Raw genomic sequence first — 25648 nt, 5'->3', positions numbered from 1 at the left:
GTTTGTTAAAAGGATGGAGTGCTTAAAAAATCGTAGTAAGGAGTATGATAATGGCGGATCCCAAATTAGACGTATGGTGGAAAAAAAACCTCCGAGTCATCCAACCTAATTTACAAGTGAAAGATACTGGAAAGATAGATCCTGACAGATTAGCAGACCAACTACTTGAAATGGGTGCAAATACAGTCGTTTTTAATGTTGGTGGCATTTATGCATGGTACCCTACAGAGGTTTCAAGCCATACATTAAACAACTATCTCCCAGCTAATCAAGACTTGTTATTGAACATGATTGAAGCCGTGCATAAACGAAAGATGCGCTTTATTGCGAGATTTGATTTTAGCAAAGCAGAGGATTCCATATATTTAAGAAATCCACAATGGTTTGTAAGAGATCTTAACAACAAGCCGCAGATCATAGGTTCTCACAGACCGGGTAATTGGTCTTTATTAATGTCCACATGCATAAATGGAACATACCGTACTGATGAAGTGGCCATTCCCGTCATAAACGAGGTTATATCAAAATACCCTATTGATGGTATATTCCTTAATAATCCAGGATATATCCCGTGTTATTGTGATACATGTAAAAGAAAGTACGTTGCGTTGTATGGAGAAGAGCTTCCAGCAGAGAAAAAGCTGTTCCACCCTGAATGGGCTACAAAATGTATGGAAGATAATATTGATCGATTGTATAGTGAAATAAAACAGAAAAACGCTGATATGCCTTTAATTCTTTATTATAATCTGTATCGAGATAGCTTGTACGATCGTGCTAAAACGGCGGATATGCTCTGTACAGAGCCTCAGGATATCTTATCATTAGGGTCAAAAAATATCCCTGAATTTTGGAAGCCTGCCCTTAGTACTAAGCTTGGGCGGTCCTTAGAAAACTATCCGCATCCTTTTGGCATCGTCCATTCTAGTCCTGGCATGGACTGGAGACATACAGGATTGCCGCCTGCAGAGTATCAATTTTGGCTATGTCAAATCCCTGCAAACGGTGGTCAAATTTGGCATTCCTTAACTGGCATACCTGATACGATTCACGATAAACGAATACTTGAGGTTGTGACGCAGCATAACGATATGGTCAAAAAAGTGGCTCCATTCATGGAGAAGGCTGAAAGCAATAATGAAGTAGCGTTGGTCTGGAATGCTGCTCCATCCGGTGAAGGCTGGGCAGACGGATTATTAGAAAGACAAATCTCATTTGATGTGTTGCTCCCCGAACAGTTAGAACAACGGGATCTCGGTAAATATCGTGCAATTGTCATACCAGAAAATCTGCAATGGACGGAATCGATGCTTAAAGCACTAAACTCATATACATCTAAAGGTGGGGGACTTATAGTAGAAGGCTTGCCAGAAGATGTAGGTGCTTATGATTTACTAGGTATTGAACCTGAAACTCACAAGGGTGAGGAGTTAACGGCTTCATATCTTCGTTTCGAGAAAAACGGGAAATCCTTGCAAAAGGGTTTAGAAAAAACGGAGCTCATTGCTCATCGTGGGAATGTAGTTTATTGCAAACCTCAAGTAGGATCAGAAACATTAGCTACGCTGGTTCCGCCATTTTCTCCACTTGAAAGCGTGGGTGCTCCTCCAGAAAGAGCTTCTCTTGCTGTTGAAAAAACAGATATCCCACTTGTCATTCATAGGAAAAATGGAGATGGAAGAGTGATATTCCTCCCGTTTTCACTTAGCATGCTTATCAATGAGTTTCGTCTAAATGAGCATTATATATTGTTAGATAATATTGTGGAATATGCAGTGGGCACTAGCCTAAGTATAAAGGTAAACCATGCTCCGGGGTTACAGGTTTCTGTTTTTAAACAAGATAATGGTAATCTTTTGATTCATTTAGTGAACGGTGCTGGAAGAAGACCTTTAACTAGGAACCTCCCTATTCATAATGTAGAAGTAAAAGTAAGGTCATCAGATTTGAAAGCGCTTACTAGCGCAGATGCAGTAATATCTGGTGAAAACCTACATGTAGAAAAGGAGGATGATACGCTAGTAATCCAGCTACCTATATTAACAATATGGGAGGTTCTGTCAATATCATGAAGAACAGAATATCTGGAAAATCTAGAAATAGAACAACCTATTTTAAACGGCTAATATGGTTGGTGTTTATATGTGTATGTATACCTGTCATTTTAATAGGTAGCATCTATTATAAATTATCCGTGTCTCATCTCACGGAAGAGTTAAAGTCACAATACATGACCTCTTTAAACTCTTTTATGGAGAGTACAGAGGATCGGCTAGCCAGTATTGAATATGATTCCTTACAATTTTCGGGAAGCTTGATGGTGCGCGAATCCTTTTTTAGAGAGAATTTCAAAGACGATTATGTTTATCATGGGAACTTATTAGATTCTATGCTTTCCCGTAAAAATGTCCACCCGCCTCTTCAAGAGATGATCTACTACAATGATCAGTACGACATCGTTCTATCTACAGACTATGGGTACGTATCAAAAGATCATTACCTTTACAGTGCAGATATAGATCAAGGGTTTTCTCTAGATAAACAAGCTGGATGGATGTACTTACCGAACGCCAGTAGTCGAGGATATATCTCTTATGTTCGACTACTGCCCGTGCTCGGGTCTACTCAAGCTCAAGGTGCTGTCATTACGCATGTGAAAGAAGAAACGCTATCTCAGGAATTTCAGAAGCATTATGAGTCTAGTGACTATCTTACGTATCGAATTATTGATTCAGGTGGGGTAGAGCTGTTTCATTCCAATAGCATAGATAATCATGGTATGGACGTTTCTACAGATCCCTTATATAAAGAAATATCAGAGATTGAGTCGAGGTCCGGAATTGTATACGGGAAGGATGAGAACGGTCAGGCCACTCTTTATCTGTTTAGCAAAACATTACTTGATCGAATCTATATCACTTCATTAAGTGAAATGGCTATTGCAGAGCAGCTTGGGTGGATTAAGTTTGTCATCATATATACGGTTCTTATTTTTTTGGTCATCGGATTAATCATGTCGTATATCTGTTCAAGATATGTATATAACCCAGTAGAGAGGCTGATTCAGCAAGGGAAAAAGTTAACGGAAAAACAAAGCTTCCCTCAGTCTTCATCAAACGAGTTTGAATACATTACGGAGTGTCTTCACTACATGCACGAGCAAGCTGAATCCCTCAATAAACATTTAAAAGTCATTGAACCTAATATAAGAGATCAATTTATAGGTAAAGTCATAAAAGGAGAGATTTGGGACAAAGAAAGAATACAATCTGAAAGTGAGACTCTCCAGATAGAGGAAGATCAAATGTACACTGTCATTGTTGTGACACCGGAAAAGGCATACAAGTTTTTGCCAGAGGAATGGCCGCTAACGACCTTTGCGATAACGAATATCATGAAGGAACTTCTCCTTAAATATGAACTGAATGGCTATATCTCTAATGGAGATGGCATGGAAATCATTGCTTTAGTATATAGCGATGATATACATTCAAACGGATATATTAATCGAGACCGCTTAAATCGGTTTGCCGAACATACCTGTAATGAAGTGAAAAAGTGTTTATCGCTCACTGTTTCAGTAGGCGTTGGAAGCGAGTATTCCGGACTGAAAAAGGCGTCTGAATCCTACCAAGAAGCACTATTGGCATTACAATATCGAATGTATAAAAGCTCATCACCTATTAATTACTTCGATAGTAATGAGAACGCAAAGAAGCAGACGATGTTTTTCTATCCTAGGGACCTTGAGATGGAGATCTTAGATTACTTAAATAAAGGCGAGCAAGATTTGACTGAACAGTCTTTAAAGAAGTTTGCTGATGTAGTGAGGGCTTCTGAATCCTATAATTTGATCTATCAAAGCTATCATGTTCTGTTATCCTCAATCATTCGTTCAATTGAACAAAAAGGCATTGGATTGCTAGAAATCATGGAAAATAATTGGTTCGATCAGTTAAAAAGTAGACAGACGACAGGCGAGATTGTGGATTGGTTTATTGAAGTGTTATTCCCATTATACTTTGACATTATCGAGGAGAACCAAAATCTTAGCGGTCGAATAGCCGTACAAAAAGTATGGCAGCATGTGAAAGAAAATATCGGCATGAACATCTCACTGACAGAATGCGCCGAGTTAGTAGGAATGAGCCCCTCCTATTTAAGTAGACTTTTTAGACGTGAAACAGGAATCTCATTTGTTGATTATGTTAAGCGCTGTAAGGTAGAAGAAGCCAAAACATTATTAAGAGATAAAGACATGAACATCACACAAATTGCACAGAGAGTAGGTTATTCAGAAAGGAACCTTAGTCGTGTGTTTAAACATGCTGTCGGTATGTCACCAGGTCAATTTCGAGCAGAACATCGGTAATCATATAATTAGGAGGCGTTCTAATGGAATTGCGTGGACCCTTTGGGGTTATATATAATGCATCACTATGGGTAACAAAGCTAGCGTATGTGAATATACTTTGGATCATCTTCTCGCTAGCAGGGCTGATCCTATTTGGACTATTCCCAGCGACGGTCTCCATTTTTGCTATTATTCGAAAATGGAAAAAAGGGGACACAGATTTTCCGATCTTTAAAACATTTTGGACGTTTTACAGAACGGAGTTTGTAAAGAGTAACCAGCTTGGTTTCATCCTTCTTGTCATAGGATTCATTCTATATGTTGATCTTCGAATCCTTTATTTTTCTGAGGGATTCTTACAAATACTCTACTATCCTATTCTGATATTATCTTTTATTTTCATATTGGTATGTCTCAATGCTTTTCCAGTTTATGTGCATTATGAATTAAAGGCATTTCAAATCATTAGAACGTCGTTTATTCGAATTATCATAAACCCTATTCCTACAATAGCCATGTTAGGTGGAACAATTGTCTTGTGGTACTTGTTTACTTTCTTGCCTGGTGTCATTCCGTTCTTTGGTATCAGTTTATTGACGCTTGTATTAGTATGGTCCTTTTTTATTACGATTAAAGAGGTAAGGGGAGTTATCATTAAATGATAAATACAAATGAACATATCAACAGGCTGAGACAAAACATAAAATTTTCATTTTAAACACGAACATTGCAACAAATCCGCTCCAGGAGGATCCCTCGCACCCGCGAGGAACGGCCTCAGCCCTCGAAGCAGAAAACCACCACTTAGATGTCGGTCTGCCTCGTTCTTTTCCACAGGAGTCTCGGGTTCTCCTTACGCTCGTTCAAATAAAATATGAAAGACGAATGACTTAGAATCATTCGTCTTTTCATTATGTTTAATTACTTTTGTCCCTGCTAGTCTAGCTATCAATAGTTTGTAAATTTAATATAATGTATGATAATTAGCGAATGGAAGTGAATTAAAAAGGCAAGGGAGAGTTTCGCTTGAAGCATAGGATGGGGTTATATGAAACACCGTTTAGATCCATACAAAAAACGGCAAAGGTTTTTGAAGTAAGACTAAATGATGAGAAGAGAAGAAACATTAAGGTCGGTGATAGAATTGAGTTTGTATTAGTTCCTACAAAAGATGAGCTTTTAGAAGTGGAAGTACTTGAATTACGTGAATATCCTACATTTGAAGACATGTATCAAGACATCCCATATGACCTTTTTGATTGTAAGGGTTGGACCTTAGAAGAGTTAGTAGAATCAACATACGAGATTTATACGAAAGAACAAGAGAAGAAGTGGGGCGCTCTAGCAATTAGGATAAAGGTTTTGACATAATGAAGTGACCGAAAACCACAATGAAAAACCAAAAAAGACTAAATTCCACGCGTCATTTTTGAAAGCAATGGAAGAGACCAGGATGTTGTTCTAGGAGAGTTTGAGTGACAATTAAGACTCCGAAAAACTTTGGTCGAGGAAAGTTGGTGAGTCCTAGGTATGAAATCTGATGATATGAAAGCTACTTTGATTCCGCTCGGAATGACTTTTGGTGGTGGTCTTGGTGTCATCGTGGGCATGTTTATGGATCCGGCTTTTATTGGTCAATAAACGGCTGACTGAGGCACATACTGTCGTATCTCATTGTATAGCTCATTCCTAATATATCTTAAGAGTGGAGGTTTCTTTGTTCTTGGATAAAAGATTATTCATTATCGTAGCTGCTTGTGTCATGATATCTGCTATTTTTTTGGTCCTCTTATATTATTATTTTGTTGGCGATTCACACCATTCTACTGTGAAATTTTCGGTGGATGCTGACGAAGAGGTTGAGTTCATTTTAAAAGTTGAACCTATGGGGATACTTCAATATTCTCAAGAACATCCTATCTATTATGAAGATCAAGAGGAACGGGCAAAAGATAAGTATTTAAATCTCACTCAGAACAAGCAGCTTAGAAAAATGCTTGAGAAGGAACTTACGTATACTGTAGAGGTTTATCAGACTGACCTAGTAAAAGAGCCAGATGAACGTTTTTACTTACATCAAAACCTAGGTGATCTTATTCATTCGGAAGAAATATTAGTTACAAGAAGAACATCTCATAAGATTTCAATTGAATAAAAAGGTACGCTCTTGCCTTGAAGGAGGAAATATATGGAATATTACACGGATCGATTGCACATCAGACCGTTTAAGGGTAATGACTTGTTTGATACATATAACATTTACAATCAGGATTTTATCTGTAAATATCTTCTGCACGATAAGTGGACTAAAGAGAATATGCAGGAACAGTTTAATAAAAAGCTAGCCAATGATGCTCTCACAAAAGAAACCTCTTTGAGCTTAGCTGTCGTAAAGGATTTAGAAGTGATTGGTGATTTATCTGTTTGGTATACAGGTATGAAGGATACGGTTGAAATTGGTTATAGCTTTTCTACCAAGGCTTCAGGGAAGGGTTATGCTAGTGAAGCGGTGAAGAGTTTAGTCAACAAACTTTTTAATGAATATGGCGTGCATCGCATTCAGGCTACTTTAGATGCAAGGAATGAATCTTCAAAAAAGCTGTGCGAGCGTCTGGGTATGAGAAAAGAAGCTCACTTTATTCAAGATTACTGGAGTAAAGGTGAGTGGACAGATAGTATTGTGTTTGGAATGTTGTATTCGGATTTAGACTAATGAAAAACACCAATTCTCATCTGAGAATTGGTGTTTTTGTTTCTATTTCCGCAAAATTTTCTCCATCGCTTTTCCCTTTGCCAATTCATCAATCAACTTATCCAAATACCGGATTTCCTGCATCAATGGTTCTTCAATATTTTCTACACGGATTCCGCAAATGACACCTTTAATTAGATCGCGGGAAGGATTCATTTCAGGGGCTTCGGAAAAAAAGGTCTCAAAGTCTGTTTTGTTCTCTAGGATCTCTGCAAGCTTTTCCTGACTGTACCCAGTTAACCAACGAATGATTTCATCGACTTCCTCCTTGGAACGTCCCTTTTTCTCAGCCTTCGTCACATAATGAGGGTAGACGCTGGCGAAGCTTGTTGTATAAATACGGTGTTTAGTCATGGTATATCCTCACTTGTTTTTGTTTATTTTATCATGGGAAAGAGTCTCAATCATAGAAGTGAGTAAGTTTGAAATATTTTCAAGGAAGGTATATTTCTAAAGAGGAGGGATCTTGTGAAAACATTGATCGGGCTATTATTTGTTCTCTTTTTAACTGCCTGTGGCAGGAGTGGTGAGCTAGAGGATCGGTATTTCAGTGGGTAGTCAGACAGGAGGAACATGTAAAGCGCATTTATTTTGATGAAAATAATGAATAACCAAGTATTCTTACAATCAGTGGAGAAGAAGAGTTGTTGCCAAAGACCACCTCTTTGGATAAAATTGTATTAAGAAAGAGGTGACTAATATGGTTAACTCTCCAGCCTTTAAACAATTTTTTATCGCTTTTTTAGTGATAGTAGTGTTGATTATTATGTATAACGAAAGCACATCCCTAAAGGTGAGCTCAGTTGATTTAAGCGAGCTACCAGATGATACGTTGACGTTTGAAGGATATGTCGTTGCCAAAAGAATAAATTCAATCTGGATTTCAGAGGAGCCAGTTAGCTTTACTGGAAGGATCTTTGGTCTCTTTAGTGGCTACGGACCGGGAAGTGTGATCGTCTCTAAACATGATGAGGCGCCGGAAGAGGATTTATTTAATCGTCTTAAAACAAATCAGAAAGTGCGAGTGTATGGTGATATATTAAGAGAATCTAATCCACCTAGGACTTCAGCTTATGCTGTAGAGGTCATAGACTAAATTCTTTATAGTAAAATCAATCAGTTGATCTGATTCTTTTTTTACATTATATTTAGAGTGATCATTCTATCTAAAGGAGGGTGAGGATGAGTAAAAAAAAGCAAGCTTTATTAGAGCATTCTGAGAAGTTGTTTTATCAAAATGGATTTCATTCAGTAGGGCTAAAACGTGTTGTAACTGAGTCTGGTGTTGCCTTAATGACGTTATATAACCATTTTGATTCGAAGGAAGAACTGATTCAGGAAGTTTTGAAACATCGGGAGGAACGTTATTTCTCGCAGCTGAAATTGGCTGTTGAAAGATGTGGTTTAAAAAACCATTCTACGCTTGCATTGGAGTTAGCCAACTTGCATATTGAGTGGTTGCGAACGAGCGGGTTCAATGGGTGCATGTTCTTGCGTGCAAAAGAGGAATACTCTTATGAGAATCAAGACATTGTTAATCAAGTGTTAGACCACAAACGAACGCTTCTGTCATTTTTTCAGGAACTAGGTTTTAGTTATGCTGTGAGTGTTCAGTTTAGTATGTTGTTTGAAGGCGTGACTGCGTTGTCAGAAAGCCTCGAGCTAGATGACATAGCTAAAGAGTTTAAAGATATGATCGCACAAGTCATAGAGAAGTAAGCTAGATAAGCTGGCTTACTTTTATTCATAACTAAAAATATAATGATCGTTCTATCAAAAAAAGGAGTGGTTTTCATGTGGAAATTTGTCATGCCAGGAATTGCAATGATCGGGGTGACATATGCTTTTGCCCGTTTTAGTTTTGGGTTGTTCCTTCCTCAGATTTCTAGCACGTTAAATCTTACAGAAAGTCTTGCCGGTTCGATTAGCTCTGTTGCTTTTTTATCGTATACAGTTGCTTTGATTACATCTTCTTTTCTTATACAGAAGTGGGGTTCGTTAAGGGTTATACAATTTGCTGGAATGAGTGCCGTGTTAGGCTTACTTGGAATAGCCTTTTCTAATGGATATTATATGCTCCTCTTTAGTTCTTTTGTTGCTGGACTTGGGAGCGGCTGGTCTTCCCCTGTTTATGCTCAAGTAGCGATCACGCACTTGAAGGAACTAGATAGAGATAGAGGCAACACATGGATGAATACGGGAACTAGCTTCGGGCTTATCTTATCGGGGCCGATTGCGTTGCTGTTTACGGAGCATTGGAGACTTTCATATCTATTATTTGCGGCTATTGCTTTTGTCGTATTAGTTTGGAATACAAAGGTGATTCCTAAAGAAGGTAAATCTTCATCAAAAAGAGAAAACATTCAATGGTTCTCGCTTTTAAAAAGAGCGAAGCTTATGCTCCTCGCATCATTTATTGTTGGACTAAGCTCTTCTTTTTTTTGGACATTCTCGAGAAGCTTTTTAGCCGTCGAATATCAAATGAGTAACTTTGAAAGTGTGTTTTTCTGGGTGCTCATGGGGGTATCGGGAATTATTGGTGGTTTAGCCGGTGGTTTTATTAGTAAAGGGGGTATAGAGCTATCTTTTCGTGTCACCCTGTTATTAATGAGCACGGCTTTGCTATTAATTACAATACCTGGAGCTGTTACGATCTATTCCTCGTCTGTATTGTTTGGAATAACGTATATATGTATGACAGGAATCTTAATTGTTTGGTCCACTCGCATTTTTCCAGACCGCCCGTCTATAGGCGTTAGTTTATCCTTTTTTCTATTAGGGATTGGTCAATCTTTAGGTTCCTCGATTGGCGGTACAGTTATTGAAGCCACTTCTTATCCTTTAGGCTTTATCGTGTTTTTCCTCATTGGATTGTTGGGAATGTTTGTCCCATTTAGGAATCAAAATATCAAGGAGGTATCTGCATGAAAGAAGAAATCAAAGAGTTACTGAACGAGACGTTTAACGGACCTGATGGAACTCGGAGTTGGTACACGGAGACAAAAAAAGGTTCTGGCCTACTAGGAACAATTGAAGGAATATCAGCGGGCGATGCCTCTACAAATCTCCGGGGAACAACGATTGCCGCCCACACACATCACACGATGTACCACATCACTGTGTGTAAAAATGCGATTAAAAAGATTGATGTAAAGTCAGATTGGGGCATTAGCTGGAAGATAAAAGACGTAAGTGAAGACGAGTGGAATGAGATAAAAAAAGGGCTGGAAGATGAATACAAAGAATTCGTTGATTTAATTGATCAAAGTGAACTGTCATCGGTCACATTACGAATGATCTTAGCCAATTTAGCTCATTCAGCTTATCATTTAGGAGCGATAAGGCAGCTGGTGAAGGAGCTCTAGATGGATGAATGTGGTGGAAGACGGATGGAGTATTTTTCACGGCAGTTGAGTTATGAATACGGGTGGAGTTAATAAGAAGAACGCTTGGTCTAGCAAGCAGCTTTCTATTATGCTCCGCTCTAATTTATTTTGTGTTTATTTACTAAAAAGGTATACTGATTTCAGTGATATGTAGATTCATAAGGCGGGGATTAGCTCATGGAATAGCATGGAATCATGCAAAGAAAGGAGATTAGAATGAAAGACACTCAAGAGCACTATCAAAGGTTTCAAGAAGAAATGGGATTTGATCAATTTGATCGGACGAGTTATAAGGAACATAAAATGTTCCTACTATACATACATATGCTTCTCACAACGGAAGTCGCTGAAATAGCAGAGGAATTTCGACATCTGTTTAAGCAAACCGAAACATCTATCAGAGAAGGAAAAGATGAACTAGAAGCCTTTGAAGAGAGTAAAAAGATTATTAATGAAAGTCTCGGGAAAGAATTGGCGGACTGCCTTGCTTATCTCTGTAAATTATCTAACTATTTTGATTACAACCTTGAAGATGAGCTATATAAGAAATTAAATGAAATAAAAGAAGAACGTAGGCAAACGTAATAGATATGGGGGTTATGTAAGTGGGTATTCTTGTTTTTGTCATTATGATTATTTTAATGGTTGTTTTATTAGATCTTGAGAAAATTAGAAAGCAAAATGATAAAGTGATTAAGCTGAATGAAGAGCTTGTTGAACAGAATGGTAGAATGATTTCTTTATTAGAAGAGAAAAAACATGAATAGTGTAGTAGTGGGCAAGTTATTTCGCTTAGCTAAGTAAATTAGGTATACTAATTTTAAAAAAAGAGCTAGCCTAGGAGGAATTAGTGTGCAGAAACTATTAGAGCAACTCACGGGATTACATGGTCCATGTGGGAATGAGCAGCCTGTTAGCAAGTGGGTGAGAGACCGGGTAACAGCTCTTGTAGATGAGGTTCGCGTTGACGCACTTGGCAATGTGTTCGCCACAAAAAAAGGGACAAAGCCTGGTCCTCATGCTGTGATTACTGCGCATATGGATGAAGTAGGTTTTATCGCTAAGAAAATTGAAGAGAATGGATTGATCCGCTTTGAGAAGCTAGGCGGCAATGATGATCGACTTCTGCTGACACAAAAGGTGCAGCTACGGACAAAAAAAGGCTTTTTAACAGGTGTAATCGGAAGTATATCCGCTCACTATGCAAAGTTTGACGATGCATCTAAGGTGCGAAATCATCGGCAGTTATACATAGATATTGGTGCGAAGGATAAGGAGCATGCGCTTGAGTTGGGGGTTGAGGTAGGGACTCCTATCACTTGGAAACCAAACATGGAGTATCTCGGAAATGAGAGCACGGGCCGTTTTGTCGGAAAAGGATTTGATGATCGTGCAGGGTGTGCAGTGATTATTAAGTTGTTAGAAGAATTAGATGGTGTGGATTTTGCTGGTGCGGTGACGGCAGTGTTTACCGTCCAAGAAGAAGTGGGATTACGCGGTGCTCAAGTAGCTGCGCGTCAGGTTGATGCCGACGTTGCGATTGCACTTGATACCACTGCGGTGAGCGATACGCCTGAAGAAACGATGGATCGTTCCCTTGCTCTAGGGGCAGGCACGGGCATCAAGGTGCTGGACTTCAGTTTAATCTCTCATCCGGCTGTGCGAGACAAGCTGATTCAGCTAGCGGATGAGCAGGAAATTATTTATCAGAAAGAGATTTTCCCTGGAATTGGCACCGACGGCGGAGCCATCAGCCTAGCAAACGAAGGTATCCCTACCGGAGTCCTATCCATTCCCTCGCGCTACGCCCACTCCCCGGTGGAAGTGATCGATATGAAGGATTTGCTCGCAACAAAAGAACTGCTCAAAGTATTTATTCTGTCTCTTGAGGATGGGATGAAGTTTTTATTCATAGAAGACTAGATAAGACGAGGCAATCTACTGTGATGACAGTGGATTGCTTTTTTTGATTTGGAGGGGAGTGAGTATGGGGACGGAGTGGCGCGGGGAGGAGAGGGAATCGGCGGGAGGAGGTCTAAAGCGGCGTGAGAGGAGCAGGAATCGATCCATTGTGTCAAGAGGAATCAAGGATGTAGATCTTTATTCAGTCACTTTTGTACATAATTAAGTTAGTATTTAAAATGAGAAGCGGATATCAGGAAAGAGGGTCAGATATCGGAAAAGAGGGTCAGATATCGGAAAAGAGGAGCGGATATCGGGAAAGAGAAGTCAGATATCGGGAAAGAGGGTTGGATATCGGGAAAGAGAGGCGGATATCGGGAAAGAGAGGCGGATATCGGGAAAGAGGGTTGGATATCGGGAAAGAGGGTCGGATATCGGGAAAGAGAAGCCGATATCGGGAAAGAGGGTCGGATATCGGGAAAGAGGAGCCGATATCGGGAAAGAGCGACTGATATCGGGAAAGAAGCAGGATCCTAGGCACCGAGCGAAGAATGTAATGAAGACAGCAGCAGTTCTACATAAAGGAGCTTATTATATGCCATACACTACACTTAGCCACATTCCTTCTAAAGATCGAAAACATTACATTCCTTATTTACTTATGGCGGATGAAGCCGAAATGATTCCAGCCTATCTTACTAAAGGAGAGTTGTACGCTATCCTTTCTTCAGAGGAAGAAATCATTGGGGTTGCGCTTTTTATAGCAATAGACCACGAGACGGTTGAGTTAAAAAACTTCGCGCTTATTCCTGAGGTCAGAGGAAAGGGGATAGGAAAAGACGTTGTCACGTCTTTTTTCATTAGATTTAAAGATAAGAACTTTAAGAAAATGATCGTGGGCACAGCCAATTGCAGTATTGAAAATATTGCCTTTTATCAAAAGGCGGGATTTAGAATGGAACGGGTGGAGAAGGGCTTTTTTCTCAAATATCCTGAACCTATATTTGAAAATGGGATACAGGCAATGGATATGATTGTGTTTGAAAGGGAGTTATAGATCTTGTTGCAGATCTAACTCCATCCATTCATCTGAATCTTTAAAGCCGAATTTTTGATAGATAGGTCTTCCTAATTGAGAGGCTCCTAGCCACATTTTAGAGATGCCCTGTTGTTTTGTTTCATCTATTAACATGTTTAGGAGTTTTGATGCGATCCCCTTTCCTCGATAACTGTCAGCTGTATACATGTTTGTTATATATGCTTTCTTTCCAGTTTGATTGGTGTAGGAGGGAGGAAAGTCATAGATCATGATAGCGCCACAAGCAATCATTTTATCTTGATCCTCCACAACTAATTGAATAAGTGAGTTGTCTTTCAATTTATTAGTAAAGAATTCGTACAGCTCAGTATCAATATCTTTATCGGGGGAAATCCCTTCGTCCACTAGTTGAATTTTTCTCAAAGCCACTAGCGAGTCTATATCAGCTTCTGTTGCTTTTCGTATGTTCATGTCCTTTTGCTCCTGTCATTCAATAGATTGAATTCATTATAACTCAAATTAGTAAAAACGATCCAATTTAAGACGTTCTTAAAGGGAGGCAGGATATTGAGTCAAATCAAGATTTACGGTGAGAAACAGCACCTACAACCTATTAAACAGAGCCTTTCGGATATTATCCATTCGTGTATGGTAGACGCACTTCACCTTCCTTCAAGTAAGAGGTTCCATCGCTTTTTTCCAATGGAGAAAGAGGACTTTTACTATGCGGATGGGCGGACGGAAGCTTATACCATTATTGAGATTAGTATGTTCGAGGGGAGGACAATGGAAGCGAAAAAGCAGTTACTAAGGCTCTTATTTAAGCGTATTTATGAACATCTTCAGATAGACCCTAATGATATCGAGATGACTATCTTTGAAACACCCAAGCATAACTGGGGCATTAGAGGACTACCAGCAGATGAACTATCTCTAGACTATAATGTAAAATGTATAAAGGCATTGGAGGATCAAATGAAAAAAATAGTAGAGCAATACAGTCAGACTATATCTGAGATTTCTATATTAAAGCAGATGGATGAGATTTTATTAATTACTTCTATTAAGGAAGGAAGTTGGTCTATTAGAGAGATCATTGCTCATTTATATGGGTGGGACGACTATAATCTTAAACATATGATAGGAAGTATGGCACCCGGGGCAAATCTGCCAGCGTTTCCTGATCACGATGCACAGAACGAAAGAGCAGTGGAGTCCCTTAAAAACAAAACCGTTTATGAGATCATTGATCTGTTTACTGATAGGAGAAAAGAGTGTGTAGACGCTATTTTAAAAGTTGAACCGAAAACCAGATTTACAATAGGTGGTGGAAAAAGAGCCTTTTCTGCTGAGAGCTTTATAAAAATTTTTGTGAAGCATGATGCCCATCATTTGGGTCAGATTGATGCTTTTATGAAGAAAACTCTTACTTAAAAATAAAAGGAGAAACCCCTTGGAACAATACATAGATCGCGTACTTCAAGATTTGTCTGAAAAGAATCTCCAGTCTTACTGGCAGGATTTTAAAATGGTCGCTTATGCTATTTATGATAAGCAAACGGTTTACTTGTTTAATCATCCTAGTGTTTTAAGCGGACAGTTGTATCTAAAGCTGCTGTGGGATTCTCGTTTTTCGGGGTGTACTCTAATTCTATTTGAGAACTACCCTACAACTATTGTAGACGTTCATTTGTATGATGAGTATGAATCTATTTATTCTATTCTTGTTCATGAGTTGTTTCATGGATTTCAGTATATAAATGGAGAGCGTCGCTTTCCCGATGAATTGCTAGGGATGACGTATCCAATGACAGAAATAAATGTGGAGCTCCGTAATCAGGAGAGAATGAGCTTACTCCATGCGGTTTTAGCAACGGATGCGGATAGCAGGGATCAATGGATTCGTGAATTTATTGGTTTGCGGGAGAAAAGAAGAGATGAGCTACGAGATTATCTAAATTATGAACTGCGAGTAGAAGCGATTGAAGGTCCCGCTTGGTATGTTGAATTAATGGCATACCATGAAAAAAGTTCACAGTCCATAGAATCTCATAAGAAGAGTTTTATATCGTGTCTTCAAGATCGGATGGCGTCATCTCAAAACATTAGAAAGAGTTGTTACCATTCTAGATTAGCTATATGTCTTTTATTAGATGAAGTAGATGTGGATTGGAAGCAATCATTTATGATATCTGAGTGGACAGTTTATGATCTTCTTAAGCAAAACTTTCCTATTGCTGGGGAGGATACTTCAGAAGTGACCATCACACAACACAAGAGACAAAGGAAATTTGCAAGATTATTAACAAAAGTAAAGTTGATACTATTGAAGAATTTAAAGCACTAGCAGGCTATCATCTTGTAATTGAAGGAGAAATGAAGGTTACATCCTTTGACCCTATGAATGTAATCGCATTTGAAGATATACGTCTGTATCAAACATTCTTGAAAGTAGTTATCCATAATAAGGATTATTATATTCAGCAGCCCGTGCTGGCTGAGTTTCATTCAGATAATAAGAGCATTAAATTGATACACGTGAATAGTGAGAACGCCCCCCTAGTACATCCTGATGCGCTGGTCATTAAAGGCATTGGAGAAATAAAGGGATCCTATCAGAAAGAAGGAAATACTTTTTATCTAAAAGCATAGTATCAAGGTAAGTCCGAAACATTCTTTCGGACTTTTTTCAACGTGTGGAATGCAGTGGTGACGGCGATTTCACTAGATTTCTTATCATTACTTAAAATAATTTTTTAAAAAAAGTGATCCTCCTGCCCAATGTTCTCGTTACCTGATTAGATTAACCAAATCGAAAAGGAGAGAACAAAACCATGAAATTTAAAAAGTTTACTGCCGTTGCACTGGGTGCAGCACTCGTTGTACCATCGTTCGCACAAGCTTCAGATGGAGGGGAAAACGGATTTTCAGGAGCGTCTGATTTACGCGCAGATTTAGATCATCTATTATCGGAGCACTTTGTTCTAGCTGTTTCATCGATGCAAACTGCGTATGATGAAGCACCGAATTGGGAAGAAGTTGAATGGGCGTTAGATGAAAATGTGAAAGACATGGGTACAGCCCTTGAGCCACTATACGGTCAAGAGGGAGCAGATGAATTTGTTCGGATCTTTGAATCACATAATGGATACACAGATGATTATGTTCAAGCTGTAAAAGACGGAGATGATGAAGCAAAGCAGGAAGCTGAAGATAATATTGCAGGATTTGCCGATGAATTTTCTACCTTCCTTGATGGTGCAACAGAAGGGAATCTTCCAAAAGAAGCAGCGGAAGAAGCTTTGGTAGCACATGAAGATGACGTACAAAAAACGTTTGATTATTATGCAGCTGGTGACTACATGGAATCCTACACAGCTTACCGTGAAGGGTACGAAAGAATGTATGATATTAGTAAAGTATTATCAGGAGCGATTGTTGCACAGTTCCCTGATATGTTCTCAGGGTCGGTTGATTCACCAGATGCAGAATTACGTTCTACACTGAACCACTTAGCTGGTGAGCACTTTGCTTTGGCTTCACTTGAGCTAGAAAAAGGCTATACACAAGCGGATGACTTTGACTTTGTCACGTGGGCTGAAGATGAGCACACTGCTGACTTTAAGGCAGCAATTGAAAGCATCTATGGTGCAGAAGGTGCTGACCAATTCGAGGCAGTATGGCAGCAAGACCACATTAATGCCCAAAGTGATCTAGCGATTGCGACGCTTGAAGGGGACGACGAAGCACGTGAACAAGCTATTGAGCACCTTAAAACGTTCTCTCATGACTTTGCTGAATTCTTAGATACAGCTACAGAAGGAAATCTTCCTGCAGAAGCTGGTCAAGAAGCGATCTGGATGCATGAAGAGCAAGTCATCAAGACATTTGATCATTTTGTAGCAGAAGAGTATGAAGCAAGTGTACAAACGTATCGTGAAGGCTATGCGTTCATGTTTGGAATTGGTGAAACGTTAGGCGGAGCAATTGTCACGCAAATGCCAGAGCAATTTGGCGGCGAAGCAATGCCTGAAGAGATGCCACAAACAGGGTTCGGTGGAAGTGAACAGAATTCAATGATGGCATGGTTAAGTGCAATGGCAGCAGCTGCACTAGCTGGTTTGTATGTAATCCGTCGTAAAACGAATCAAGACAAGGCCTAAGTAAGAGGTCGTTACCTATTAAGAAAAACCCCTTCTAGTAATATTCACTACTGGAAGGGGTTTTTCTTTCTGCTTGTATTTTTTATACATTGATTTCTAAACAAGTATGGGGCAGAATAAATGCAACTAGTAGCAGTTTAGAAAGGGTCATATATATGTCTATTATAGATAAATTGAAGCTCAACAGCTATAAACACTTAGTTGTTCTTAACCAACCGGACGACTATCAAATATTTGAGGAACAGGATACAAAGTTAGGTACAGAGCATGACGCTATTTTTATCTTTATTGAAACGTTACATGAGATGGTTGAACATACGCAGCGTGTAATGGATCAACAGCCATTACTTGATGGAGGCTATTTATTTTTTGCCTATCCAAAGATAGGAAATAAGCGCTATGACACCTCTGTGCATCGCGATGAAATCTTTCCTGCCTTGAAGGTTGGGGAGGATGGCTATATAGGTGATAGTGATTTAAAATTCTCTCGCATGGTCAGCATGGATGGAGTCTTTACGGTTGTTGGTATTAAACGAACCACAAAAAAAGCTAAGAAATCTTCTGCGGCTAGTCAACGGGTAGCGGACTACGCGGACCGTATAAAAGAGGTTGAAGGCATGCTTGTGGACCATCCGCAACTGTTGTCGTTTTTTCAACGTCTTACCCCGGGATATCAGAAGGACTGGGCGCGGCACATTTTCTCGGCTAAACAGCAATCCACTCGTGACAAAAGGGTTAATCAGATGATTGAGGTTCTTTCAGAAGGGTATAAAACCATTGCATTGTACCGACAGAAGAAAAAATAGCTGATTCCATTAAGGAGTGCATGTTATGCATACATTTAATATTCCGTTATTGACCTTTCTTGCCTTGATTATTGCTTTTGGAGTACTTTATTTACAGTTACCTCGCTCAAAACGTAGGGTTAAAATTGCATTCTTTTTCTTTTTGGCTATCTCCGCTACTCCACTGATCTACATCCTATATGATGATTTTACTCATGCGTATCAGGATGCAAATATTGGACTCGGGTTGGCTTATTTTTATACATGGTTTATGACTGGAATAGTTGCAATCATGGCTATCATTTGGTTTCTACTCAGAAAGAAAAAGAAGCATAGTTAGCTTCTTTTTTTAGTTATTTATTATAATTTCACGTACCGCATTTAAAGTTGTAAACATGTTAGCCTTTCCATAATTAGGGTATAGATCAAAAAAGCATATAAAGGAGCGGGTTCATATGACGAAATTAAATTGGTCTAAGTTTAATAAACCAATGTTTACTCCAGTTATTGATCGGTTTATTATTTTAGGCTTATTAATGATTATGTCTTCACTTAGAATCTTTGCGGGTGATTTTTTTCGATCATGGCAAGGGCTTCTTACAATTCTCCTTGGCTCGGTTGTAATCGTTGTATTTTTAATGTACGTAGGGAAGCAGTGGAGGGAAAAGCGTGGTATTAGTGATGAAGATATAAAGCCTAACGAAAAGACGGAGAAAATATTCATGAACATAGCGGTTGGGATATCGGCATTTTTTTTCATTGGATTACTCATTCTAAATGTAGTCGCATTTGACTCGTTTAACTGGGCGCTCTTTTTATTAACAGGATCAATTCTTATACTCTGTCTAGGGATACGATTTATTCGTGGCAAACGTCTTGAGAATAATGCCACTACAGAATAGGTAACACGTAGGTAAATATAAAGAAGTGCAAACACTTAGGTTTGCACTTCTGATACCTTCTATCTACACTTCGTCCTTCCACACTTCCAGCTCTGTTTCTTTCATTTGGTCTTCCGTACTTTGAGGGAAGGCGGTACGGAATGGGTGATGGTCGGCAGGAATCACTTCAACCATCTTCGCAATCATTTCTTCTGGGTCATGCTGTTGGTCCAGAATTTCTTCTTGCTCAGAGATTGAACTCTCAGGCGTAAAGTTCTTATCTGAGTCATACCATTTCCATCTTTCTTCAAACATGCGATCGTTGAATCCAGTTTCAAATGGGCCTGGATTGATAGTGGCTACCTGCACATTAAATTCCTTTAGCTCCGCTCGTAGTGTTTTTGCAATGGCTTCAACAGCATGCTTGGTTGAGCTGTATGCGCCTAAGTAAGGCATGGCAACAATTCCGACAATCGAGCTTAAAAAGACGATTTTTCCAGATTTTTTCTTAATAAATTGTTTAGCGGCATGTTGTGCCGTCTCAAGCGTGCTGAACACATTTGTTTCATAAATGTCTCGCACACGGTCTACAGGGATTTCTGCTAACGGACCGCCTTCTCCAATCGCTGCATTGGCTACAAATACATCAAAATCAAATTCGTTGATTAAAGATTGATCACGTTTATTTCGAATGTCGAGCTTAATAACCTCAAGCTCCACACCTTCTTTTTTAGCTACCTCTCGTAAGCTTGTAATCTGTGGAAGATTTTCAACTGCAGCTATTACTTTATGACCTTGTTTTGCAAGTCCCAGTGCTGTGCCTTTGCCTAAGCCGGTGCCAGCTCCTGTAATAAAAATTGTCTTAGCCATCGTTTGTTGCCTCCTAGTTATCGTTGTGTAATGGGCTATTCCCATTCTATTTTGTTATTAAACCGGAAGAACAGGATTAAAAATACAAAAAAGACCACCAGATTTACTTGGCGGTCTAGGGTCTACCTAGTTTTCTAATGCTTCTATAATTAAACTCTGCACTCGATTATTGGTAAGAAGACCAAGGTGTGTGACGCCTGTTACGTGGATATTATTTGCGCCTGTAATACGAGATAAGCTATTGGCAACAATTAGATCAGAACTACTATAAATGGAGGTGAAATCTACACCAGCAGGCACAGAGCTTGCTCCTAGGCGATTGGCGCCACCAAGTGTAATGACTTTATCTACGTTACCAACACCATCTAGCTGAGTGAGATATCGTAATGTATTAGAGCCTCCCATACTGTGGGCAATGATATTGACTTCATCTACTTCATATTGGCTAAGGACATCATCAATAAAATCTCTTAATTGACGAGAGTTTCGTAGATTATTACCGGATCTATCATCAAAATCAATAGAGTGTAAATCAGCCCTGTCATACCCTGCATCTCTCAAATGCCTTTCTATGCTAAAAAAGTTATAGCCAGCTCCGCCAATACCATGAACTAACACGACCGGTTTCTCGAAATCAATACTTGCTGCTTCCTGTGCCTGAGCTTCAGAATTAAGAGACATACTCAACGATAGAGCAAAAAGTAGTGTGGCAAAAAATGATAAACGAACAAACTTCATTAAAACCCTCCTAATAATATATTCAAGGGAAAGAATATCATCTATTGGAACCTCTTTGTCTGTAATGTGAGTTATCCCAATAAAGACAAGTCTTAACTATGTGTTGTTATGTCGTCCTTTTGTCACATGATGATGTACAGAGGGGCTGCAGATGGGAGTCATCAAAAACAAATGACTTGAAATATATTGACCGCAACAAAGTAAGCGCTTACAATTTTAAAAGGAGTGAGATATTTATTAAAAGGAGCTGTTTAAATGGTAAAGGTTTTAAAGATATGGAGTATGCTGTTACTCGTTATTTTACTAGTAACTCCGGCACAGATAGCTAGTGCAAATGCTGTAGATGACCTAGTCTGGGAATCGATTACGTTTGGACAATCGACGGATTTAGATTTTGCTGCAAATACGCTACCTGAAAAGGTGGGTGTAAACTTCGCGGAACCCGAGTTCCCTGGAACGATTGAGGGCGACATTTTTATGGAGAGTCGTGGTGGAAAGCTTGCGCCTGGTCATGATGGCTTAACTTTTTACTATACAACGCTTGACCCACGCACGGATAATTTTGTTCTAGAGGCAGATCTAACCTTCCATCAGCTAGGACCAGAAACGGGTGCGTCTCCTAGTGGACAAGAAGGGGCAGGCATCATGGTTAGGGATGTAAATGGAAGTCCGCGACAGGACCCGATGATCCCTGGCTACGAGGAGGTACCTGCTGCCTCTAACTTAGCAGCAGTTGGTTTGATGCGAGGTGGTGTAAGTGCACTAGCGAGAAAAGGGGTAACAGAGCCATGGGGCAACCCGGGCAGTACGTGGATTAACAATGTGATCCCAGGGGTGCCGAACCTACCCATGGATACACCAGTGAGGCTAAAGCTAGAACGAACAGATACGGAATTCGTCATGTCAGCAACATTTACCCATGTAGAGGACGAACCTGTCTTTGAGCAACGTATCGCAGGAGCGGACCTAGTACAGGTGATGGACCCTGAGGCGATGCAGGTCGGATTTTATGCGGCTAGAAACGCGGAAATGACGGTAAGCAATGCAAGCCTTTCTATTAGTGAAGCAAACACAATACCAACACCTGAACAGCCAGTGGCTGAGCCGGATGCCGAGGTTCATATCGTGTCAGCACAGGAGACTGGCTCGGATACCTATGAGTTCAAAACGTTAGCTAACTATGAGGGGACGTTGACGCTGTGGAAGGACGGAGAAGAGGTTGTAACAAATGAGGAAGTTCAGGCAAACGAGGTGTTTGTTTATTCATCAAAGCTACATAATGAAAAGACCTTATTTGAATTAAACTATAGGCCAAGCGGAGCTCCTTCAGATGAAGCAATTAAAAAGGATCTAACTGTAACGAAACGAGTATTCAAAGGTGGACCGGGGCTATTTGTCGCTCCTAATGGTTCAAAGGAAGCAAGCGGAAAAAAGAATGATCCACTAGATTTGGAAACAGCGATTAAGTATGTGAAGCCAGGCGAATCTATTTTCATGCGCGAAGGAATATATTCGAAGGCAATCACAATTAGCCAGCCTTATAGCGGCGAAAAAGGAAAGCTAAAGTCGTTAGTTCCTTATAAAGGGGAAACCGTTGTGTTTGATGGAAATTATCAAGAGGGAAATCTCATTAGCTTAAATGCAGATTATTGGCACATCGCTGGATTTGAGCTGACCCAATCAACGGGGAATGGGATGAGAGTAAACGGAAGCAATAACCTCATTGAGCTAATGACCTTCAGTTATAATCAGAACACGGGTTTTCAGATATCAGGAAGTGGGACAGACCCGGACAAATGGCCAAAGCATAATCTCATAATTAATAGTGAAGCCCATGATAATCGCGACCCTTCAGATATTAATGCCGATGGATTTGCGGCCAAGCTTGGCGTAGGGGAAGGAAACGTCTTCCAAGGAAATATTGCGCGTAATAATATCGATGATGGCTGGGATTTATATAACCGCACAAACGAGGGTGCCAACATGCCAGTCACTTTAAATGGTAATATCTCTTATTCAAATGGCAAGCTTAGTGATGGATATAACGAAGAGGGTACATCTGGTAGTGGCTTTAAGGTTGGCGGGGAAGGACTTCCTGTCGCCCATTCACTTAAAAATAACTTGGCTTTTGATAACAATATGGATGGGTTCACTGACAATTTCAACCCAGGCCGAATCGTCATGAAGAACAATACATCCGTTGATAACAAGCGATACAATTATATCTTTAGAATCAATCCGTACTTTGAGTCCGAAGATCAGGGCGTATTTAAAAACAACATCTCCTTTCATACAGATCCAGAACATGCACTTGGTGATTTTGTTTCCGGAGTAGTAGATGAGACCAACTTTTTCTTTGATGGCACACAAACGATGAATAGTGAAGGGATCATCATTGACGAATCTCATTTTGAGAGCACGACGATGCCTGATTCATATGAAAGAGATAAGGATGGAGCTCTTCTCTGGGGTAATTATATGCGACTATCCGGAAGCAGCTCCTTAATAACGGCAGGAGAGAATGGAAGCTATGTAGGAGCTTTACCACCTACAAGAATTTCTAAGAATCCCCCTCTTCCCAAACGACCGGTCACTCCGCTGGGACCGCCTGTGATTCCACCAGGTCATAAGGATAAAGATAAGTAATATAAGAGCAGTGAACCTTTATTGAGGGGCACTGCTTTTTTTTAATGTAATTTCTTTATTCTTTTGATATCTCTTATAGGAGACATACCAAACATACGAGAATACTCACGACTGAATTGAGAGGGGCTTTCATAGCCTACTTGGAAGCTGGCGCTTGCAGCATCAATAGCTTCAGAAAGCATAAGTCTTCTTGCCTCTTGAAGCCGTATTTGTTTTTGAAATTGTAGCGGGCTTGAACCTGTCACTTGCTTAAAATGATGATGTAGTGAGGACTCACTCATGCTAGCGGTTGATGCTAGTTTTTTTATACGTAAGGGCTGAGCGAAGTCTTGTTTAATTTGGTGGATTACAGTAGCTACACGCTCTGTGTGGCTTCCAGTGATGGCGATTTGTTTTAAAGCGTCTCCCTGTTCATTTTGCAAGACTCGATAAAGAATTTCCTGAATGATAGATGAGGAGAGAATAGGTATGTCCTCTGGAGTATCTAGGAGACGAACCAGTCTTAACACGGCATCAAGTAAAGAGGAATGCATATTGCTGATGTATAAACCACGCTGGGAGTCCTCCGTTTTTCTGTGGAGTTGTTCAGCCTTGGTGAGTAAGTCAAAGATTTGCTTCGGATCAAAATCTAAACGAAGACACAGATAGGGAACGTCCCCAGACGCCTCAATGACTTCACCGGATAATGGCAAATCTACTGACACTACAAGGTAATGGGCAGGGTCGTATTGATAAATGCGGTCTGCTAGGGTCACGACCTTTGATCCTTGAGCAATAATACATATTGCGGGTTCATGTATCTGATGGATAGGTTCAGATGTCTCTGAGGCACGAATGAAACGTAAGCGAGGAATCTCGGTTGAAAAAACGCCATCCATCACACAGTAACGCTGAATGGTTTGTGTTAATTCTGTTTGTTGCTCTTTAAATAGATTATTTGCAATTTCCTCACTCATAAAGTCAACTCCTTTGTTATGCATTAAATCAGTCTGGAGGATTAGGCAATGATCGGCTGTTAATTGGCTACCTGAGAAGACAGGATCTATCGCATACTATGAAAAAAAGAGGTGATTAAAATAGTGCATGAACTAAACAAAAAATCACATTCATATGTCGGTATGTGGGTGACGAGTGACGGCTATATACGACACGAGCTTCTACCTGATGGACGGTATGATGAGGCGCGAGGAAAAAGAAAAAGTGCCTATCAAGGTAAGTATACCATTACAGGCAATCATATTGATTACTTAGATGACACTGGATTTACAGCAGATGGGTACTTCCAAGAGGGTGTTTTGTATCATGCAGGCATGATTCTTTATCGTGAATCGAAGGACGCTTAAAATCAACAAAATAGGAGGAGGCTGTTATGTCTAGTATTGAAGGAAAAGTTGTTGTCATTACGGGTGCAAGTAGTGGAATTGGCGAAGCGACAGCACGGCTGCTTGCTAGTAGGGGAGCGCAAGTAGTTCTAGGTGCAAGGCGAATAGCGAATTTAAGGAACATTACCTCATCCATTCGTTCAGAAGGGGGACGTGCTGACTACCGTGAGCTTGATGTAACCGATGAAAACCAAATGATAGATCTCATCCAATATACAATGGATACATTTGGAAAGGTTGATGTCATTGTAAATAATGCTGGGATTATGCCCTTATCAAAACTTGAAGCTCTTAAAGTGGATGAGTGGAATCGTATGATTGACGTAAATATACGGGGCGTCCTGCATGGAATCGCAGCAGGTCTTCCCATTATGAAGGAACAAGGAGGTGGCCATTTCATTAATATTTCCTCCATTGGTGGTCATGAGGTCTCACCCACAGCAGCCGTATATTGTGCAACTAAATTTGCTGTTCGCGCCATCTCTGAAGGACTTCGAATGGAAGTTGGTAAGGAGATCCGAGTAACTAACATCTCACCTGGAGTAACGGAATCTGAGCTTGCGGAAAGTATCTCAGATGAGAGGGCGCGTCAAGTAATGAAGGAATATCGCAAAAACGCCATTCCCTCAGAAGCGATTGCACGAGCAATCCAGTTTGCAATTGAACAACCTGCTGATGTAGATGTAAATGAAATGATTATAAGACCTACTGCTAATGAAAACTAAGGATGATTGGAAAAAGACTCGTTAA

The 25648-nt window shown here is 39.9% G+C and carries 30 protein-coding genes and 1 pseudogene; 26 read left to right on the top strand and 5 right to left on the bottom strand.

The window, feature by feature from the left end; genetic code table 11:
* Positions 1-50: 50 nt before the first annotated feature.
* The 6 genes from FN960_RS04335 (at position 51) to FN960_RS04310 (ending at position 7067) form a co-directional block, all read left to right on the top strand.
* Entirely contained in the window at positions 51-2072 is a 2022-nt protein-coding gene (locus tag FN960_RS04335) for an alpha-amylase family protein (protein WP_143847275.1), read from the top strand.
* Positions 2069-4372, top strand: a complete 2304-nt coding sequence (locus tag FN960_RS04330; RefSeq protein ID WP_185970913.1) for a helix-turn-helix domain-containing protein — start codon at positions 2069-2071, stop codon at positions 4370-4372. The genes FN960_RS04335 and FN960_RS04330 overlap by 4 nt, the downstream gene beginning before the upstream one ends.
* 23 nt (positions 4373-4395) lie before the next feature.
* On the top strand, positions 4396-5016 hold the full coding sequence (locus FN960_RS04325) for a YesL family protein (RefSeq protein WP_143847271.1): 621 nt from the start codon (positions 4396-4398) through the stop codon (positions 5014-5016).
* Between the two features lie 364 nt (positions 5017-5380).
* Complete coding sequence (locus tag FN960_RS04320) at positions 5381-5725, top strand: ASCH domain-containing protein (protein ID WP_143847269.1); 345 nt, start codon at positions 5381-5383, stop codon at positions 5723-5725.
* 352 nt (positions 5726-6077) lie between these two features.
* Positions 6078-6509, top strand: a complete 432-nt coding sequence (locus tag FN960_RS04315) for a hypothetical protein (protein WP_143847267.1) — start codon at positions 6078-6080, stop codon at positions 6507-6509.
* A 33-nt stretch (positions 6510-6542) separates the two neighbouring features.
* On the top strand, positions 6543-7067 hold the full coding sequence (locus tag FN960_RS04310) for a GNAT family N-acetyltransferase (protein ID WP_143847265.1): 525 nt from the start codon (positions 6543-6545) through the stop codon (positions 7065-7067).
* Between the two features lie 42 nt (positions 7068-7109).
* Here the strand turns inward: FN960_RS04310 and FN960_RS04305 are convergent, their stop codons facing one another.
* Positions 7110-7460: a DUF2200 domain-containing protein gene (locus tag FN960_RS04305; protein ID WP_143847263.1), complete on the bottom strand. Its 351-nt coding sequence runs from the start codon at positions 7458-7460 to the stop codon at positions 7110-7112.
* A gap of 114 nt (positions 7461-7574) precedes the next feature.
* Here FN960_RS04305 and FN960_RS23010 point away from each other — a divergent pair, with 114 nt between their 5' ends.
* The 9 genes from FN960_RS23010 to FN960_RS04270 all read left to right on the top strand — a co-directional run bounded on the left by FN960_RS23010 (position 7575) and on the right by FN960_RS04270 (position 13451).
* Entirely contained in the window at positions 7575-7664 is a 90-nt protein-coding gene (locus FN960_RS23010; protein WP_221936791.1) for a lipoprotein, read from the top strand.
* Positions 7665-7806: 142 nt separating this feature from the next.
* Complete coding sequence (locus tag FN960_RS04300; protein WP_143847260.1) at positions 7807-8202, top strand: DUF3221 domain-containing protein; 396 nt, start codon at positions 7807-7809, stop codon at positions 8200-8202.
* A gap of 86 nt (positions 8203-8288) precedes the next feature.
* Positions 8289-8825, top strand: a complete 537-nt coding sequence (locus tag FN960_RS04295) for a TetR/AcrR family transcriptional regulator (protein ID WP_143847258.1) — start codon at positions 8289-8291, stop codon at positions 8823-8825.
* A gap of 75 nt (positions 8826-8900) precedes the next feature.
* Positions 8901-10034, top strand: a complete 1134-nt coding sequence (locus tag FN960_RS04290) for an MFS transporter (RefSeq protein WP_143847256.1) — start codon at positions 8901-8903, stop codon at positions 10032-10034.
* Complete coding sequence (locus FN960_RS04285; RefSeq protein WP_143847254.1) at positions 10031-10471, top strand: hypothetical protein; 441 nt, start codon at positions 10031-10033, stop codon at positions 10469-10471. The genes FN960_RS04290 and FN960_RS04285 overlap by 4 nt, the downstream gene beginning before the upstream one ends.
* Before the next feature lie 237 nt (positions 10472-10708).
* Positions 10709-11077: a MazG-like family protein gene (locus FN960_RS04280; RefSeq protein ID WP_185970912.1), complete on the top strand. Its 369-nt coding sequence runs from the start codon at positions 10709-10711 to the stop codon at positions 11075-11077.
* Positions 11078-11097: 20 nt separating this feature from the next.
* Positions 11098-11259: a hypothetical protein gene (locus FN960_RS22720; RefSeq protein ID WP_185970935.1), complete on the top strand. Its 162-nt coding sequence runs from the start codon at positions 11098-11100 to the stop codon at positions 11257-11259.
* A gap of 85 nt (positions 11260-11344) precedes the next feature.
* A complete protein-coding gene (locus tag FN960_RS04275; protein ID WP_143847250.1) occupies positions 11345-12415 on the top strand; it encodes a M42 family metallopeptidase in 1071 nt (356 codons plus the stop codon).
* 574 nt (positions 12416-12989) lie between these two features.
* The gene (locus FN960_RS04270) at positions 12990-13451 is read left to right on the top strand and encodes a GNAT family N-acetyltransferase (protein WP_143847248.1); all 462 of its coding nucleotides are present in this window, start codon (positions 12990-12992) and stop codon (positions 13449-13451) included.
* Here the strand turns inward: FN960_RS04270 and FN960_RS04265 are convergent.
* Positions 13446-13904 (bottom strand): GNAT family N-acetyltransferase, encoded by a 459-nt coding sequence (locus FN960_RS04265; RefSeq protein WP_143847246.1) that lies wholly within the window; start codon positions 13902-13904, stop codon positions 13446-13448. The two genes, FN960_RS04270 and FN960_RS04265, sit on opposite strands and share 6 nt — an antisense overlap.
* A 96-nt stretch (positions 13905-14000) precedes the next feature.
* Here FN960_RS04265 and FN960_RS04260 point away from each other — a divergent pair.
* The 8 genes and pseudogenes from FN960_RS04260 to FN960_RS04225 all read left to right on the top strand — a co-directional run.
* Positions 14001-14381 (top strand): annotated as a pseudogene (locus FN960_RS04260) (tautomerase family protein); the annotation flags it as partial.
* A 15-nt stretch (positions 14382-14396) separates the two neighbouring features.
* Positions 14397-14867 (top strand): DinB family protein, encoded by a 471-nt coding sequence (locus FN960_RS04255; protein ID WP_260681929.1) that lies wholly within the window; start codon positions 14397-14399, stop codon positions 14865-14867.
* A gap of 19 nt (positions 14868-14886) precedes the next feature.
* Complete coding sequence (locus tag FN960_RS04250) at positions 14887-15780, top strand: hypothetical protein (protein WP_143847244.1); 894 nt, start codon at positions 14887-14889, stop codon at positions 15778-15780.
* 29 nt (positions 15781-15809) lie between these two features.
* Positions 15810-16085, top strand: coding sequence for a hypothetical protein (locus tag FN960_RS04245; protein WP_143847243.1), 276 nt, complete (start codon positions 15810-15812; stop codon positions 16083-16085).
* 182 nt (positions 16086-16267) lie between these two features.
* The gene (locus FN960_RS04240) at positions 16268-17596 is read left to right on the top strand and encodes a copper amine oxidase (RefSeq protein ID WP_143847242.1); all 1329 of its coding nucleotides are present in this window, start codon (positions 16268-16270) and stop codon (positions 17594-17596) included.
* Between the two features lie 155 nt (positions 17597-17751).
* Positions 17752-18402 (top strand): YdeI/OmpD-associated family protein, encoded by a 651-nt coding sequence (locus FN960_RS04235; RefSeq protein WP_143847240.1) that lies wholly within the window; start codon positions 17752-17754, stop codon positions 18400-18402.
* Between the two features lie 25 nt (positions 18403-18427).
* Entirely contained in the window at positions 18428-18721 is a 294-nt protein-coding gene (locus FN960_RS04230) for a hypothetical protein (protein ID WP_143847237.1), read from the top strand.
* A gap of 115 nt (positions 18722-18836) precedes the next feature.
* Positions 18837-19283, top strand: a complete 447-nt coding sequence (locus tag FN960_RS04225) for a hypothetical protein (protein WP_143847235.1) — start codon at positions 18837-18839, stop codon at positions 19281-19283.
* Positions 19284-19346: 63 nt separating this feature from the next.
* On the opposite strand, the gene FN960_RS04220 is transcribed toward FN960_RS04225, so the two are convergent.
* Both FN960_RS04220 and FN960_RS04215 read right to left on the bottom strand, forming a co-directional pair.
* Positions 19347-20132, bottom strand: coding sequence for an SDR family oxidoreductase (locus tag FN960_RS04220; protein ID WP_143847233.1), 786 nt, complete (start codon positions 20130-20132; stop codon positions 19347-19349).
* Positions 20133-20258: 126 nt separating this feature from the next.
* On the bottom strand, positions 20259-20870 hold the full coding sequence (locus FN960_RS04215) for an esterase/lipase family protein (protein WP_143847232.1): 612 nt from the start codon (positions 20868-20870) through the stop codon (positions 20259-20261).
* Positions 20871-21125: 255 nt separating this feature from the next.
* Between FN960_RS04215 and FN960_RS04210 the strand changes: the two genes are divergently transcribed.
* Positions 21126-23516 (top strand): right-handed parallel beta-helix repeat-containing protein, encoded by a 2391-nt coding sequence (locus FN960_RS04210; protein ID WP_143847231.1) that lies wholly within the window; start codon positions 21126-21128, stop codon positions 23514-23516.
* Positions 23517-23557: 41 nt separating this feature from the next.
* On the opposite strand, the gene FN960_RS04205 is transcribed toward FN960_RS04210, so the two are convergent.
* On the bottom strand, positions 23558-24472 hold the full coding sequence (locus tag FN960_RS04205) for an AraC family transcriptional regulator (protein ID WP_143847229.1): 915 nt from the start codon (positions 24470-24472) through the stop codon (positions 23558-23560).
* 123 nt (positions 24473-24595) lie between these two features.
* Between FN960_RS04205 and FN960_RS04200 the strand changes: the two genes are divergently transcribed.
* Together FN960_RS04200 and FN960_RS04195 are read left to right on the top strand one after the other, a co-directional pair.
* A complete protein-coding gene (locus FN960_RS04200) occupies positions 24596-24859 on the top strand; it encodes an Atu4866 domain-containing protein (RefSeq protein ID WP_260681916.1) in 264 nt (87 codons plus the stop codon).
* Positions 24860-24885: 26 nt separating this feature from the next.
* On the top strand, positions 24886-25623 hold the full coding sequence (locus tag FN960_RS04195) for an SDR family oxidoreductase (RefSeq protein ID WP_143847228.1): 738 nt from the start codon (positions 24886-24888) through the stop codon (positions 25621-25623).
* Positions 25624-25648: the final 25 nt, after the last annotated feature.

Origin of the sequence: Alkalicoccobacillus porphyridii (assembly GCF_007293315.1) — a bacterium.
Classification (GTDB): domain Bacteria; phylum Bacillota; class Bacilli; order Bacillales; family Bacillaceae_D; genus Alkalicoccobacillus; species Alkalicoccobacillus porphyridii.
Note: the sequence above shows the minus strand (reverse complement) of the source record. Positions and strands in the feature narration are given on the sequence as shown.